This is a genomic window from Achromobacter sp. 1011811831, from assembly GCF_059760905.1.
In genome coordinates, this window is the sequence record NZ_JCBANG010000127.1 from 1 (window position 1) to 13,805 (window position 13,805).

Sequence of the window (13,805 nt, forward strand, 5' to 3'; positions counted from 1 at the left end):
GGCCGGGGCCGTCGCGGGCGCGGCCAGCAGCGCGCTGCTGGGCGGCGGCTGGCTCTGGCTGGCGCACGAGGCGCACGCGCTGCTGCGGCTGCGCAACTGGGTCTCGTCCTACCTGGCCGGCGTGCTCATCATGACGCCGGCGCTCCTGGGCCTGGCGCATTTCCGGCCGCGCCGTTCCGGCGGCCCGCGCGCGCGTGACCTGGCGCTGGGCGCCGTCGCCTACGCGCTGCTGATCGGCGCCGCCTTCATGACCTTCGACGGCGACATGATCCGTAACCTGCCTTATGTCGTCACCTTCGAGCTGACCTATCTGCCGCTGGTGTTCGCGGTGCTGGTCGCCCTGGTCTGGGGACCACTGGGCGGTTCGCTGGCCGTGGTCACGCTGGCGTTCATGGTGCTCTACCAGAGCGGCCAGGGCGAAGGGCCGTTCGTCACCCCCGACAACCCCTGGCAGGCGCTGCTGGCCACGCAGGCCTACCTGGCGGCCACGGCGCTGCTGGTCCTGCTGGTGAACACCCTGCGCAGCGCGCGCGCCCAGTCGCTGGAGCGCGCCGAGCAATGGCGCGGCCGCTTCGAGCTGGCGCTGGCCGGCAGCCATCAGCTGATGTACCGCTACAACCCGCAAGACGGCTCGCTGGAACTGGCCGGCGACGTGCAGGCGGCGCTGGGTGCGCCGGCCGACGCGATACGCGACCTGGATGCGCTGCTGGCGCGGGCCCATCCAGATGATCGCGCCCGCCTGTCGCTGCACTGGGCCGCGCGCCGCGCCGGCACGCAGGACATGACGCCGCTGCTGTTCCGGCTGGCGCATGGCGCGGGCGGCTGGCGGCTGATCAGCGACAAGGGATCGCCGCTGGCCGATTTCGATGGCAGCGTCGCCGTGGTGGCCGGCATGTGGCGGCTCGGCGAGCTGGAGCCAGGAACAGGCGATGTCCGCTGACACCGACACCGGCGCCCTGCTCATCCACGGGCTGGGCGGCACGCAGTACGACCTGGGGGCCATGCACAAGGTCCTCAAGCGCGCCGGCGTGGAGACCCATGCCCTGACGCTGCCCGGCCACGGCGCCACGCCGGAAGACCTGATCGGCGTGCGCGCGGAATCCTGGCTCGACGCCGTCACCGCGAAATACCGCGAAGTGGCCGGTCGCCACGACACGCTGCACGTCATGGGCATGTGCCTGGGCGGGCTGCTGGCGGTGGAACTGTGCAAGCGCGAAAACCACCGCAAGGGCAGGCTGGTGTCGCTGGCCGCCCCCGTGTTCATCGACGGCTGGAGCACGCCCTGGTATCGCGGCCTGCGCCACCTGGTCTACCGCATTCCCGGACTGGCCGCCGGCATGCGGGTCGAAGAGGAAGAGCCTTATGGCCTGAAGAACGAGCTGGTCCGCTCCATCGTCAAGGCCAAGTTCGAGCGCGGCGAGAACTTCCACTACCGCTGGGTGCCCCTGTCCTGCGTGCAGGAGGTCGACCGGCTGCGCGGCTGGGTCATGCGCGGCCTGGACGCCATCGCCTGTCCGACGCTGATCATGCACGCGCACGAGGACGAGCTGACCTCGGCGCGGTCGGCGCGCTTCCTGCGCGAGGGCATCGCGGACAGCCGCCTGGTCCTGCTGGACAACAGCTATCACATGATCTGCGTGGACAATGACCGCGACCGCGTCGCGGCGGAGGTGCTGAGCTTCATGGACCGGGCCGCCGAAGCTCCCCAGCCGAGCCGGCTGCAATCGCTGGACGGCGAGGACGCGCAACGCCTGCTGACGGCCTACCGCGAGTCGCTGCGGGCGGGCGAGTTCGAGACCCTGTTCCCCCTGTTCGCCGACAACGTGGTCTGGACCGAGGAAGGCGACAGCCCGCTCAGCGGTGTCTATCGGGGAAAAAGCGCGCTGATCGATCTGTTCTCCCGGCTGATGGACTATTCGCGCAACACGCTGCGCATCCTCGAGGTCGGCGCGCCGGAGCTGCGCGGCCGCGCTTTCGCCATGCCGCTGCGCTTCCAGGTCCAGGACGGTCCCGGCCTGCAGGAAAGCGGCGCGACACATACGCTGCGGCTGCGCGCCAATGTCATCACCCGCGTCAATTCCGTGGCCGATGATCCGCCGCGCGCGGACGCGCTGTGGCGCAAGCTGGCGGCCGCCAGCGGCGCGGAGCCGGAGGCCGACGCCATGGATCCGCAGACGCTGGCGATCCCTGCCGAGGAACTGGCCGACGCCTTCGAGGCCGCCATGATCGAACTGCGCACGCTGCAACAGCCGCCATCGGCCGCCGTGCAAATCCGGCTGCAGGCATATGAATGGCAGGTCCGGCAAGGCGACGCCCCGCCCGAGCCGCCCGCGCACGCCGATGCCCGTGCCCAGGTGCGCCACGCCGCCTGGCGGCTGCTGGCGGGCCTGCCCGCCGACCAGGCGCGGCGGCGCTATATCGCCCTGGTGCGGCGGCTGGACGCGGACGCCTGACGCCGGCTCGCCCATATACGACGCCAACACGGCCCGGCGCAAACTACCGCCACGAAAACCGCCCTAGAATACGGCCATGTCCCGCCACAACGCCCCGCCCCGCAACCGGACCGCCACCCGCGGCCGCCTGGTGCTATGGCTGGCGCTGATGGCGCTGCTGCTGCGCGCGCTGGTGCCGGCGGGCTACATGCCCGACGCCCGCGCCCTGGGCGCCGGCCGCTTCGAGGTCACGTTCTGCACCGCCGCAGGGGCGCCTGCCGCGCTGAGCGCGGCGCTGATCGCGCTCAAGGACGGCAAGCCCGCGCATGGCGCGCAGACCGGCGCGCAATGCCCGTTCGGGCTGCTGGCGCACCTGACGCCCGCGCCCGCGTTCTCCCTGACTCCCCTGCCGCTGCCGGCCGACACGACGCCGACGGCGCAACCCGCGCAACCGCCCCTGCCCGCGACAGTCGCCCACGGCCCGCCGCTGGGCTCGCGGGCTCCACCTCCCCTGGCCTGACCCGTACCGACCGCGCGGCCCTGTCGCCGCGCGCCCCGTCGAACCGTCCGACCCGAGGTTTTCAATGCTTTCCCCGATTCCGTCCGCGCCGGCAGGCGCGGCACGCGCGCCCGATACGCGGCGCCGCCGGCTGCTGCTGTCCGCGGCCGGCCTCATGACCCTGGCCGCCTGCGGCCAGGAAACGCCCAAGCTCAACGGCATGGACCTGTCCGGCATGCCCACCGGCGATTTCCAGCTGCGTGACACCGAGGACCGCGAGCGCCGGCTGGCCGACTACCGTGGCCAGGCCGTGCTGCTGTTCTTCGGCTTCACCCAATGCCCGGACGTCTGCCCCACGGCGCTCACGCGCGCCACCGAGATCAAGCGCCTGCTGGGCGCCGACGCCGGCAAGCTGCGCGTGCTGTTCATCACCGTGGACCCCGAGCGCGACACCACCGAGATCCTGAAGGCCTATACCCAGGCCTTCGACCCGGAATTCGTCGGCCTGCGCGGCAACGCCGAGCAGACCCGCGCCGCCGCCCAATCCTTCAAGGTCTTCTACCAGAAGGTCACCACGGGATCTTCCTACACCATGGACCACACCGCGCTGAGCTATGTGATCGACGCCAAGGGCAAGCTGCGCCTGGCGTTGCGCCACCAGCAAAGCGCCGAGGAATGCGCGCAGGACCTGCGCACCGTGATCTGACCCACCCGCACTGAATCAGGAGTACATCATGCAAGCGATCAAATTCTTCAAGCCCCTGGCCGCGCTCGCCCTGTGCACGCTGGCGCTGTCCGCCTCCGGCCCCTCCCTGGCGCAGGAAGCCAGCCTGAAAATCGACGACCCGTGGGTCCGCGCCACCGTGCCCAGCCAGCACGCCACCGGCGTCTTCATGCGCCTGACCTCGGCCACGCCCGCCCGCCTGGTGGCGGTGGAGTCCAAGGCGGCCAAGCATGCCGAAGTCCACGAAATGGCCATGCAGGACAACGTGATGAAGATGCGCCAGGTCAGCGGCATCGACCTGCCCGCCGGGCAGGCGGTCGAACTCAAGCCCGGCGGTTATCACATCATGCTGCTCGACCTGCCCGGCCAGATCAAGGAAGGCGACCACGTCGCCCTGACGCTGGTGGTCGAGGACGACAAGCATCAGCAGCGCCGCGTGCCGGTGGATGCCGTCGCCCGTCCGCTGGGCGCCGCCGCGACCGGCCATGGCGCCGGCGGCCACGACGCCGCGCCGGCCAAGTAGGCGCCCGTCCGCGGCGCTGCCGCTCCGCCCCCCTGAAAGCGGCGCGACAGTTCTGCTGCATTCTTGAAACGCTTCTTGTGTAACCGCGCCGTCCCCCACGCAACGCCACTGCCGCCCGCCGGTCCAACCGGCAATGGGAAATCGCCCGCAGGCAGCCGCGCGGGCGACGGCGCGGCCCGGTTCGCTCCGAGGCCGCATGCTTTGTGACAGCAAGGAGCGTTTCATGAAATCCCTAACAGCCACTCTCTGGCTCTGCGCGGGCCTGGCCGCCGCCGGCGCCGCGCAGGCGCAGCCGGCCCAGTACAAGCGCGATCTCTACGGCGACTGGCGCGTCAGCTACGCGGCGCCCGCGCCCAAGACGTCCGATCAGGTCGCCGCCGAACTGGCCCAGGCCAAGACCAGCGGCCAGTATTCGTTCGGCCAGGAAGACTACCCGCCCGCCATCGCGGCGACGGGCATGCCGGAAAGCCGCGCACAGGTCGAGCAGGAACTGCAGCAGGCCCAGGTCGCCGGCCAGATGGCCTCGGACGAGGAAGACTATCCGCCGCCCATGATGGCGCACAGCGGCACCGCCGGCATGCAGTAAGCGCGGCAGGCCAGCTATCGGGGACAGCCTGGCCGGCCCGCCGACCGGCGGCCCCCCTGTGATTCGCCTACAATAAGCCCGCATCCGCCGCCCGCGCCGACCGCGCCCGGGCATGGCCCGGCCCCCCCGGCCGGCCCCGCGGACGCGAGCGTTTGGCGCAGCCGGGCGCCCGTACCCGCCGGCAGGAAGCGCCGGCTCATCAGTGTCTGGACATGCCCGGTAGTTCCGCCTTTTCATTCCTGCGTACCTTATGCAGCCTGCGCTGGCTCGCCATCGCGGGCCAGGCCGCCACCATCCTGCTGGCCAGCAGCCTGCTGCGGCTGGACCTGCCGCTGGAACCATTGTGGACCGGCGTGGGCGTGCTGATCGGCTTCAACCTCTATGCCATCCTGCGCCTGCGGCACAGCCGCGACCTGTCCCACGTGACGGCCTTCGCCCACCTGCTGGTCGACATGGCGGTACTGGCCTGGATGGTGGGCTGGAGCGGCGGCATCGGCAATCCGTTCGGCATGATGTTCCTGATCCTGACGGCGCTGGCCGCGCTGGCGCTGCCGCGCAACTGGGCGCTGGCCGCCGCCGTGGCCGGCATCAGCGGCTATGTGCTGGCCGCGCTGTTCGGCCGGCCGCTGCAGGGCGGCATCGACGCGCACACCCTGCTGCTGTGGGGCCTGGGCGCCAACTTCCTGATTTCCGTGGTGGTGGTGCTGGTGTTCTCGACCCGCATGGCGGCCGACCTGCGCGCCCGCGAGCGCGAGCTGGCCAGGCTGCGCGAGCGCTTCACCCGCAATGAAGGCATCGTGGCCCTGGCCACGCACGCCGCCGCGATGGCCCACGAACTGAACACGCCGCTGGCCACCATGACCCTGCTGGCCGACGAGATCTCCGCCGAGGTCAAGGATCCCGACCTGCGCGCCGACGTGGCCACGCTGAGCCAGCTGCTGGCGCTGTGCCGGGAACGCATCCGCAATCTGGCTGTCCCAACCGCCGTGGACCTGGTCCGGGTGGTGGGCCAGTGGCGCCTGATCCGGCCCACCATCGACCTGCAGCGCTCTGGCAGCCTGCCGTCCAGCCTGCGGGTGGATCCGGCCATCGCCCACCTGCTGCAGGCGCTGCTGAACAATGCCGCCGACGCCGGCGAAGCCGCCGGCGCGCCGCGCGTGGACCTGCATCTGGAATATGGCTACGGTGCCCTGCGGGGCGAGGTGCGGGACTACGGCCAGGGCTTCGATCCCGACCAGACCCTGCTGCCGGCCACCAGCCTGTTCAACAGCGGCAAGCCGGGCGGCCTGGGCGTGGGCCTGGCGCTGTCGCACGCCACGGTCGAGCAGCTGGGCGGCGAAATGACCATGACGGCCGCCGAAGACGGGGGCACCCGCATCCGTTTCTATCTGCCTCTCGGCACTTCCGGGACCTGACTATGAACCCTACCGACCTTGGCCTGCTGATCGACGACGACGAGCTGTATGTGCGCACCCTGCAGCGCAGCCTTTCGCGTCGCGGCCTGGAAACCCGCACCGCCACCGGCATCGCCGAGGCGCTGCGCGTGGCCGAGGAGATCCGGCCGGCCTTCGCCCTGGTGGACCTGCGCCTGGGCGAGGACTCGGGCCTGACCCTGATCCGTCCCCTTCGTGCGCTGCGCGCCGACATGCGGATCCTGCTGGTCACCGGCTACGCCAGCGTGGCCACGGCGGTCGAGGCGATCAAGCGCGGCGCCGACGACTACCTGCCCAAGCCGGCCACCGCCCCCATGATCCTGCGCACCCTGGGCCTGGTGAAGCCGGAAAGCGTCGAGATCGAGGCCACCATGACCCCGCTGCACCGGCTGGAATGGGAACATATCCACCAGGCGCTGCACGAAACCGGCGGCAACGTCTCGGCCGCCGCCCGCCTGCTGGGCATGCACCGGCGCTCCCTGCAGCGCAAGCTGGCCAAGAAACCGGGGCCGGAACGCGAAGTGTTGCTGGATTGATTTGTGCAGGTGCGACATATCGTCGCACCCATCCACCGTCGCTACAGCCGCGCCGCTCCCTGGGAAAACCCTGAATCCCGCAATATGGGGCTGGCGCCACCCAGGGCAATGCGACCATTCGTCGCAGGCTTGACCCAGATCAAGTCGATAGGATGGAGGTTGCTGCCTCGCAGCATACCGTCTGCTGCGCTGCAGCATCTTCCACCTTCCATCCAAGGCTGTACGTGAAACACCCCCTCCTTGCGACCCTTACGCGCATTCTCGGCGTCGGCGCGGTCATGCTGCTTGGCGGCTGCAACATGGAAATCCTCTCCCCCAAGGGAGACATTGGCGCCCAGGAAAAGACGCTCCTGCTCACGGCCACCGGGCTCATGCTCATCGTCGTGATTCCCGTCCTTTTCATGATTGTGGGCTTCGCCTGGAAATACCGCGCGTCCAACACCAAAGCCGTTTACCAGCCCAAGTGGGCCCACTCCACCGCCATCGAGGTCGTGGTCTGGACCGTTCCCCTGATCATCGTCACGATCCTGGCCGTGATCACCTGGCGTTCGACCCATGCGCTGGACCCGTACAAGCCCCTGGTGTCGGAGCACAAGCCGGTCACCATCGAGGTGGTGTCGCTGGACTGGAAGTGGCTCTTCATCTACCCCGACTACGACATCGCGACGGTCAATGAGATCGCCTTCCCCGTGGACGTGCCGGTGAACTTCCGCATCACCTCGGCCTCGGTGATGAACTCGTTCTTCATTCCCCAGCTCGGCAGCCAGATCTATTCGATGGCGGGCATGGAAACCAAGCTGCACCTGAACGCGCGCGAACCCGGCACCTACGCCGGCATTTCCGCCAACTACAGCGGCGGCGGCTTCTCCGGCATGCGCTTCAAGGCCATCGCCACCTCGCAGGAAGGCTTCGACGAATGGGTCAAGCAAGCCAAGGCCGCGCCCCAGGCGCTGACGCCCGAGGTCTACCAGGAGCTGACCAAGCGCAGCGAGCGCAACCCGGTCGTGAAATACGCCTCGGTGCCGCCCGCCATGTTCGATTTCATCCTGGGCAAGACCATGTCCAAGATGGCAGGCGTGGAAGACGCCACGTGCACCCCCACGTCGAATAATCTGATCGCAGGAATCAACTGACAATGTTCGGGAAACTCACCCTAGAGGCCATTCCGTACCATGAACCCATCGTCATGGTTACGCTGGCCGCCGTGTGCCTGGGGGGCCTCGCGCTCTTCGGCGCCATCACCTACTTCGGCAAGTGGAAGTACCTGTGGACGGAATGGCTGACCTCCGTCGACCACAAGCGCATCGGCGTGATGTACATCATCGTCGCCCTGATCATGCTGCTGCGCGGCTTCGCCGACGCCATCATGATGCGCACCCAGCTGGCGGTGGCCTCGGCCGATTCCGCCGGCTTCCTGCCTCCGCACCACTACGACCAGATCTTCACCGCCCACGGCGTCATCATGATCTTCTTCATGGCGATGCCCTTCATCACCGGGCTGATGAACATCGTGGTGCCGCTGCAGATCGGCGCCCGCGACGTGGCCTACCCGTTCCTGAACTCGCTGAGCTTCTGGCTGTTCGGCGCCGGCGTCGTGCTGATGATGGTCTCGCTGTTCGTGGGCGAGTTCGCCGCCACCGGCTGGCTGGCCTATCCGCCGCTGTCCGGGCTGGACTACAGCCCTAGCGTCGGGGTGGACTACTACATCTGGGCCTTGCAGATATCCGGCCTGGGGACCACGCTTTCCGGCATCAACTTCATCGTGACCATCCTGCGCATGCGCGCGCCGGGCATGAGCCTGATGAAGATGCCGATCTTCACCTGGACCTCGCTGGTCACCAACGTCCTGATCGTCGCCGCCTTCCCCGTGCTGGCCGCCACGCTCGCGCTGCTGACCGCCGACCGCTACCTGGGCACGCACTTCTTCACGAACGACATGGGCGGCAACGTCATGATGTACGTGAACCTGATCTGGATCTGGGGCCACCCCGAGGTCTACATCCTGGTGCTGCCGGCTTTCGGCGTGTACTCGGAAGTGGTCGCCACCTTCGCCCGCAAGACGCTGTTCGGCTACAAGTCCATGGTCTACGCAACGGCCGCCATCGGCGTGCTGTCGTTCCTGGTCTGGCTGCACCACTTCTTCACCATGGGCGCGGGAGCCGACGTCAATGCCTTCTTCGGCATAGCGACAATGATCATCTCGATCCCGACCGGGGCCAAGATCTTCAACTGGCTGTTCACCATCTACCGCGGCCGCCTGCGCATCACCACGCCGGTGCTGTGGACGCTGGGCTTCATGATCGTGTTCGTCATCGGCGGCATGACCGGCGTGATGCTGGCCATCCCCGGCGTGTCGTTCGTGCTGCACAACAGCCTGTTCCTGATCGCGCACTTCCACAACACCATCATCGGCGGCGTGGTTTTCGGCTGCATCGCCGGCATGACCTACTGGTTCCCCAAGGCCTTCGGCTTCACGCTCAACGAGCGCCTGGGCCGCTATTCGTTCTACTGCTGGTTCGTCGGCTTCTTCCTGGCCTTCATGCCCCTGTACATCCTGGGCTTCAAGGGCATGACGCGTCGCCTGAACCACTACGACAACCCCGAATGGCAACCCTATCTGCTGGTCGCCCTGGCCGGCGCCGCGCTGATCATGCTGGGCATCTGGTTCCTGCTGCAGCAGGTGTTCGTGTCGGTCCGCCAGCGCAAGCAGAACCAGGACGTGACCGGCGATCCCTGGGATGGCCGCACGCTGGAATGGGCCATCTCCTCGCCGGCTCCTTTCTACAACTTCGCCCACGTGCCGCAGGTTAACGAGCTGGACCAGTTCTGGGAAGACAAGCAGAGCGGCAAGGCCTACAAGCGCCCGGCCAAGTACGAAGACATCCACATGCCGAAGAACACCGCCGCCGGCGTATTCATCGGCGCCTTTGGCCTGGTCATGTGCTTTGCCCTGATCTGGCACATCTGGTGGCTGTCGATCGTCGGCTTCGTCGGCATGATCGGTTCGTTCATCGTTCGCGCCTATGACCGCGACGTCGACTACTGGGTCCCGGCCGCGGAAGTCGAACGCATCGAGAACGCTCACTTTGACAAAATGCAGAAGGCCGCCTGAGCCATGATCCAAGCTGTTGCCACCCACCCCCACGCGGGTCACGACGATCACGCGCACCATGACGATGGCTCCAAGACCGTATTCGGTTTCTGGGTCTATCTCATGAGCGACCTGCTCATCTTCTCGGTGCTGTTCGCCACCTTCGCCGTGCTGGCCAACGCCACGGCGGGCGGCCCCACCGGCAAGGAGCTGTTCGACCTGAAGTTCGTGCTGGTCGAAACCCTGCTGCTGCTGTTCTCGAGCTTCACCTTCGGCATGGCGAACCTGAACGTACACGCCAACAACAAGTCCCGCGCGATGGGCTGGTTGATGGTCACGTTCCTGTTCGGCGCGGGCTTCATCGCGATGGAAGTCTATGAATTCCATCACCTGATCACTGAAGGCGCCGGCCCGGGCCGCAGCGCGTACCTGTCGGCGTTCTTCACGCTGATCGGCACGCACGGCCTGCACGTGACCTTCGGCCTGATCTGGATCATCGTCATGATCGACATGATCCGCCGCCACGGCCTGGACTCGATCAACAAGCGTCGCCTGGCGTGCCTGAGCCTGTTCTGGCACTTCCTGGACATCGTCTGGATCTGCGTCTTCACCTTCGTCTATCTCATGGGAGCCATCTGATGTCGCACTCCGCTGCGGCCGCTCACGGCCACGACGACCACGCCGCCGACCACGGCACCCTGAAGTCCTACATCACCGGGTTCGTGCTGTCGCTGCTCCTCACCTTCGGCTCCTTCGGCCTGGTGATGCACGGCGCGCTGTCGCACACCGTCACCATCATCGGCGTGGTGGCGCTGTGCGTGCTCCAGCTGCTGGTGCAGCTGGTGTACTTCCTGCACATGGGCGCCTCCAAGTCCGCCCGCGACAACCTGGCCACGTTCCTGTTCACCGTGATGATCATCGCCATCATCGTCGGCGGTTCGGCCTGGGTGCTGTACAACATGAACGTCAACATGGGCCACGCGATGTAAATCGCGTCCCGTGCCGCGCTTGCGCGCGGACGGCGTAAAAAAGCGGATGCCTCGCGGCATCCGCTTTTTTTTCGCCGCGAGACGCGCCTGGGCCGAGCCCGCGCCGCACTTGTCCGGATCCTTGTCGGGATCCGCCGGCTTGCCGGTATGCTGCCGGCTGATTTCCCGGCTGCTGGATGCGCGGATACCGCCGCCCGGTCCCGCCTTCACCACGCCACCACCGGAACACACGCAAGCATGACCACCCTGGCCTATACGCTCACCAGCGCCATCTTCGTCATCCTGGGCCTCTGGCACCTGTACTGGGCGGCCGGCGGCAAGCTGGCGCACGGCGCCGCGATTCCGACGCGCCAGGACGGCTCGCCGCTGTTCCGCCCGTCGGCCGCGGGCACCGCCGCCGTCGGCACGGCGCTGCTTGCCTGCGCCGCGCTGGTCGCGTTCAACGCCGGCCTGCTGCCCCTGGCCGGCGCCGCACGCTGGACGCGCTGGGCCGGCGCCGCGCTGGCGCTGGGCCTGCTGGCCCGCGCCATCGGCGACTTCGGCTACGTCGGATTCTTCAAGCGCAAGGGCGGCAACCCCTTCGCGCGCCTGGACACGCGCGTCTATTCGCCGCTGTGCCTGCTGCTGGCCGCCGGCACGCTGGCCGCGTCCTGGCCGCTGGCTTGATGATGTCGCCCGGCCCCGCGACGCCCGATCGATTCGTTATATATTCTGCGACACAACGATTGGTTAACACCTTCAATATCCCGCTCCGCTCCCGCCTTCCCTTTCCGTAGCCGCCCCTCATGGATCACGCCCTGGTCGCCGACGAGTCCTCCCGCCTACTGGCCTGTACGCTGCTGCGCCACGCGCAGCCCGGCGATCCCGACGCCGCTTTCTTCGCCACGGTGCTGGGCAAGAGCCTGGCGCTGGGCGATCCCGGCCGCAGCGGCCTGCCGCCGGCGGAGCTGCGCGCGCTGCTCGAAACCCTGTTTCCCGGCGCGCTGGAGGACACCGGCGCGGAACTGCAAACGCTGCGGCCGCAGCTCCAGGCCTACGAGGCGCGCGGGCTGGACGATCCGCAGCCCGGTTTTTCACTGCTGCTGCGCGTGCTGCTGGAAACCTGGAGCGCGCCCGAGCTCGACACGACGCCGCTGGTCAGCAGCGTGCTCACACGCGCCTGCCTGCGCCCCGACCACCTGTGGCGCGACCTGGGCCTGTCCGGCCGCGAGGACGTGACCGCCCTGCTGACGCGCCACTATCCCGGGCTGGCGGCGCGCAACGTGCGCAACCTGCGCTGGAAGCAGTACCTGGCCTATGCCGCCTGCGAACATGCCGGGCTGCCGCCCGCCGCCGCGCCCGGCTGTCCGGGCTGCGAGGACTATGGCCATTGCTATGGCGGCGCCGGGAATCGGTTCTAATACCCGCCATGGACACGACGCAAGACATTGAACGCCGCCTGACGGAACTCGAGATCAAGGCCAGCTTCGCCGACGACATGCTGGAGCAGCTCAACCAGATCATCGTCCGCCAGCAACAGCAGATGGAACGGCTGGCGCGCGAGCTGGCCGACCTGCGCCAGCAACAGCAGCCCGAAGGCGCCGCCTTCCGCAGCCTGCGCGACGAACTGCCGCCGCACTACTGACCGCCCGCTGCCGGCGCGCCCGCGCAAGGCGGGCCCGTGCCGCGCCTGCGCCGTGCCGGACGATCGCGTCCGGCCCATTCCCGCTCCGATTCCCACGCCTGGTCCGCTCATCAGCTGGCATGTCCGGCGGCTTACGCACGCCCCTATCGCCGCCATTGATGAAGCCTATCCAACGAAAACAAATAAATTATCCCGTTGGTGGAAATATGCTTTTTGAATATACGGGTTTATCCGGATCCAGGATCGGCGCATCATTCATTCAACCGGAAACAACAACGAACCACGACGGAAGGCCGCCGGATTCGCTCCCCCCGGCTCTACAAATAGGAGAAGCACCATGAACACCACCAAGACTTTCGCAACCGCCCTGATGTTCTCGCTGGCCGCGCTGGGCGCCGCCGCCCACGCCTCGCCCAACATCGAACCGAACAACGTGCCGTTCCAGGGCGTCTACGGCACGCCGTATGAAGGCCCGAGCCGCGCCCAGGTGCAGGCCGAGCTGGCCGCGGCCAAGGCTGCCGCCAAGGCGGCCGGCCAGGTCTGGAACGTCGAGCCCAACGACACGCCCTTCGCCGGCGTCTACGGCACCCCGTACAACGGCCCCAGCCGCGCCCAGGTCGAAGCCGATCTGGCCAGCGCCAGGATCGCCGGCCAGGTGTCGAACGTCGAACCCAACGACATGCCGTTCTCCGGCGTCTATCACGGCGAATGAGTCACCGGCGGGCGCCGCCCGCCTCGCCCCGCAACCAACAACCCTCCCCCGTGTTGTATTTCGCCGCCCGCGGTTCCGGGGCGGCATTTTTTTGCCCTCAGGCCGCACGACGCGCCCAACCCGGCAAAAGAATCGCGAGATCGTGGCCCCGTCCCCGGCAGGTGTAGGACAATAGCGGTTCTACATTATCCGGGAGCCCATCTTGAGATACACCCGCGTTCTCGCCTCGGCGGCGATCGCCCTCGGCCTGGCTCAGGCCGCCGTGGCCGCGCCCGCCGTGATGCTCAACCATGCGCTGATCACGCAGATCCCCAAGGCCGACCAGCCTTCGTTCCACCAGGCGGTCGCCGACGCGCTGAACAACTCCGCCGACGGCCAGAGCACCAACTGGTCCAGCGTGCCCAAGCGCAAGGCCACGCCGCCGATCACGGTCAAGCTCACCCCGACGCAGACCACCAAGCTCAAGGACGATCGCGCCTGCCGCTTCCTGGAAGGCGATTTCGCGCGGGCCAACACCACCGAGTCCTGGAAGTTCTGGTTCTGCAAGCAGCCCGACGGCAGCTGGAAGGCCAGCAGCAACTAAGGCTGGCCGGGCCGCCCGCGCCTCGCGCGGAACCGGCCCCGTGAATGACAAAACGCCGCCCGGTCCACAGACC

17 protein-coding genes are annotated in these 13,805 nt (G+C 68.0%); all 17 read left to right on the forward strand.

Annotation, left to right across the window (positions count from 1 at the left end):
• Positions 1–940 (forward strand): MASE1 domain-containing protein (locus tag AC6LJ9_RS28410; protein WP_498150154.1); only part of this gene is annotated, 940 nt, incomplete at its 5' end.
• A complete protein-coding gene (locus tag AC6LJ9_RS28415) occupies positions 930–2,453 on the forward strand; it encodes an acyl-CoA-binding protein (RefSeq protein WP_498150155.1) in 1,524 nt (507 codons plus the stop codon). The genes AC6LJ9_RS28410 and AC6LJ9_RS28415, both read left to right, overlap by 11 nt.
• 76 nt (positions 2,454–2,529) lie before the next feature.
• A complete protein-coding gene (locus AC6LJ9_RS28420) occupies positions 2,530–2,952 on the forward strand; it encodes a DUF2946 family protein (RefSeq protein WP_498150156.1) in 423 nt (140 codons plus the stop codon).
• 64 nt (positions 2,953–3,016) lie between these two features.
• Positions 3,017–3,637 (forward strand): SCO family protein, encoded by a 621-nt coding sequence (locus tag AC6LJ9_RS28425; RefSeq protein WP_498150157.1) that lies wholly within the window; start codon positions 3,017–3,019, stop codon positions 3,635–3,637.
• A gap of 28 nt (positions 3,638–3,665) precedes the next feature.
• Entirely contained in the window at positions 3,666–4,178 is a 513-nt protein-coding gene (locus AC6LJ9_RS28430; protein WP_498150158.1) for a copper chaperone PCu(A)C, read from the forward strand.
• 223 nt (positions 4,179–4,401) lie between these two features.
• Complete coding sequence (locus AC6LJ9_RS28435; protein ID WP_498150159.1) at positions 4,402–4,764, forward strand: DUF4148 domain-containing protein; 363 nt, start codon at positions 4,402–4,404, stop codon at positions 4,762–4,764.
• A 212-nt stretch (positions 4,765–4,976) separates the two neighbouring features.
• The gene (locus tag AC6LJ9_RS28440) at positions 4,977–6,179 is read left to right on the forward strand and encodes a HAMP domain-containing histidine kinase (protein ID WP_212320938.1); all 1,203 of its coding nucleotides are present in this window, start codon (positions 4,977–4,979) and stop codon (positions 6,177–6,179) included.
• Positions 6,180–6,181: 2 nt separating this feature from the next.
• Positions 6,182–6,733 carry a response regulator transcription factor gene (locus tag AC6LJ9_RS28445; protein WP_103275981.1) on the forward strand — a complete coding sequence of 184 codons (552 nt, stop codon included), beginning with the start codon at positions 6,182–6,184 and terminating at the stop codon, positions 6,731–6,733.
• 224 nt (positions 6,734–6,957) lie between these two features.
• A complete protein-coding gene (gene cyoA, locus AC6LJ9_RS28450; protein ID WP_498150160.1) occupies positions 6,958–7,866 on the forward strand; it encodes a ubiquinol oxidase subunit II in 909 nt (302 codons plus the stop codon).
• 2 nt (positions 7,867–7,868) lie between these two features.
• A complete protein-coding gene (gene cyoB / locus AC6LJ9_RS28455) occupies positions 7,869–9,845 on the forward strand; it encodes a cytochrome o ubiquinol oxidase subunit I (protein WP_212320942.1) in 1,977 nt (658 codons plus the stop codon).
• Positions 9,846–9,848: 3 nt separating this feature from the next.
• Complete coding sequence (gene cyoC / locus AC6LJ9_RS28460; protein ID WP_103275984.1) at positions 9,849–10,463, forward strand: cytochrome o ubiquinol oxidase subunit III; 615 nt, start codon at positions 9,849–9,851, stop codon at positions 10,461–10,463.
• Complete coding sequence (cyoD, locus tag AC6LJ9_RS28465; protein WP_103275985.1) at positions 10,463–10,813, forward strand: cytochrome o ubiquinol oxidase subunit IV; 351 nt, start codon at positions 10,463–10,465, stop codon at positions 10,811–10,813. The genes cyoC and cyoD overlap by 1 nt, the downstream gene beginning before the upstream one ends.
• 237 nt (positions 10,814–11,050) lie before the next feature.
• On the forward strand, positions 11,051–11,479 hold the full coding sequence (locus tag AC6LJ9_RS28470) for a DUF3995 domain-containing protein (protein ID WP_498150161.1): 429 nt from the start codon (positions 11,051–11,053) through the stop codon (positions 11,477–11,479).
• A gap of 119 nt (positions 11,480–11,598) precedes the next feature.
• The gene (locus AC6LJ9_RS28475; RefSeq protein WP_498150162.1) at positions 11,599–12,213 is read left to right on the forward strand and encodes a nitrogen fixation protein NifQ; all 615 of its coding nucleotides are present in this window, start codon (positions 11,599–11,601) and stop codon (positions 12,211–12,213) included.
• Between the two features lie 8 nt (positions 12,214–12,221).
• A complete protein-coding gene (locus AC6LJ9_RS28480; protein WP_103275990.1) occupies positions 12,222–12,437 on the forward strand; it encodes a SlyX family protein in 216 nt (71 codons plus the stop codon).
• A 337-nt stretch (positions 12,438–12,774) separates the two neighbouring features.
• Positions 12,775–13,149: a DUF4148 domain-containing protein gene (locus AC6LJ9_RS28485; RefSeq protein ID WP_498150163.1), complete on the forward strand. Its 375-nt coding sequence runs from the start codon at positions 12,775–12,777 to the stop codon at positions 13,147–13,149.
• Between the two features lie 202 nt (positions 13,150–13,351).
• On the forward strand, positions 13,352–13,732 hold the full coding sequence (locus AC6LJ9_RS28490; protein WP_498150164.1) for a hypothetical protein: 381 nt from the start codon (positions 13,352–13,354) through the stop codon (positions 13,730–13,732).
• The last annotated feature ends 73 nt before the right edge of the window (positions 13,733–13,805 follow it).

What these genes read in the sequence shown, in the direction of transcription:
- AC6LJ9_RS28415 (WP_498150155.1), top strand. Translation starts at nt 930, where the DNA reads ATGTCCGCTGACACCGACACCGGCGCCCTGCTCATCCACGGGCTGGGC.
- AC6LJ9_RS28420 (WP_498150156.1), top strand. Translation starts at nt 2,530, where the DNA reads ATGTCCCGCCACAACGCCCCGCCCCGCAACCGGACCGCCACCCGCGGC.
- AC6LJ9_RS28425 (WP_498150157.1), top strand. Translation starts at nt 3,017, where the DNA reads ATGCTTTCCCCGATTCCGTCCGCGCCGGCAGGCGCGGCACGCGCGCCC.
- AC6LJ9_RS28430 (WP_498150158.1), top strand. Translation starts at nt 3,666, where the DNA reads ATGCAAGCGATCAAATTCTTCAAGCCCCTGGCCGCGCTCGCCCTGTGC.
- AC6LJ9_RS28435 (WP_498150159.1), top strand. Translation starts at nt 4,402, where the DNA reads ATGAAATCCCTAACAGCCACTCTCTGGCTCTGCGCGGGCCTGGCCGCC.
- AC6LJ9_RS28440 (WP_212320938.1), top strand. Translation starts at nt 4,977, where the DNA reads ATGCCCGGTAGTTCCGCCTTTTCATTCCTGCGTACCTTATGCAGCCTG.
- AC6LJ9_RS28445 (WP_103275981.1), top strand. Translation starts at nt 6,182, where the DNA reads ATGAACCCTACCGACCTTGGCCTGCTGATCGACGACGACGAGCTGTAT.
- cyoB (WP_212320942.1), top strand. Translation starts at nt 7,869, where the DNA reads ATGTTCGGGAAACTCACCCTAGAGGCCATTCCGTACCATGAACCCATC.
- cyoC (WP_103275984.1), top strand. Translation starts at nt 9,849, where the DNA reads ATGATCCAAGCTGTTGCCACCCACCCCCACGCGGGTCACGACGATCAC.
- cyoD (WP_103275985.1), top strand. Translation starts at nt 10,463, where the DNA reads ATGTCGCACTCCGCTGCGGCCGCTCACGGCCACGACGACCACGCCGCC.
- AC6LJ9_RS28470 (WP_498150161.1), top strand. Translation starts at nt 11,051, where the DNA reads ATGACCACCCTGGCCTATACGCTCACCAGCGCCATCTTCGTCATCCTG.
- AC6LJ9_RS28475 (WP_498150162.1), top strand. Translation starts at nt 11,599, where the DNA reads ATGGATCACGCCCTGGTCGCCGACGAGTCCTCCCGCCTACTGGCCTGT.
- AC6LJ9_RS28480 (WP_103275990.1), top strand. Translation starts at nt 12,222, where the DNA reads ATGGACACGACGCAAGACATTGAACGCCGCCTGACGGAACTCGAGATC.
- AC6LJ9_RS28485 (WP_498150163.1), top strand. Translation starts at nt 12,775, where the DNA reads ATGAACACCACCAAGACTTTCGCAACCGCCCTGATGTTCTCGCTGGCC.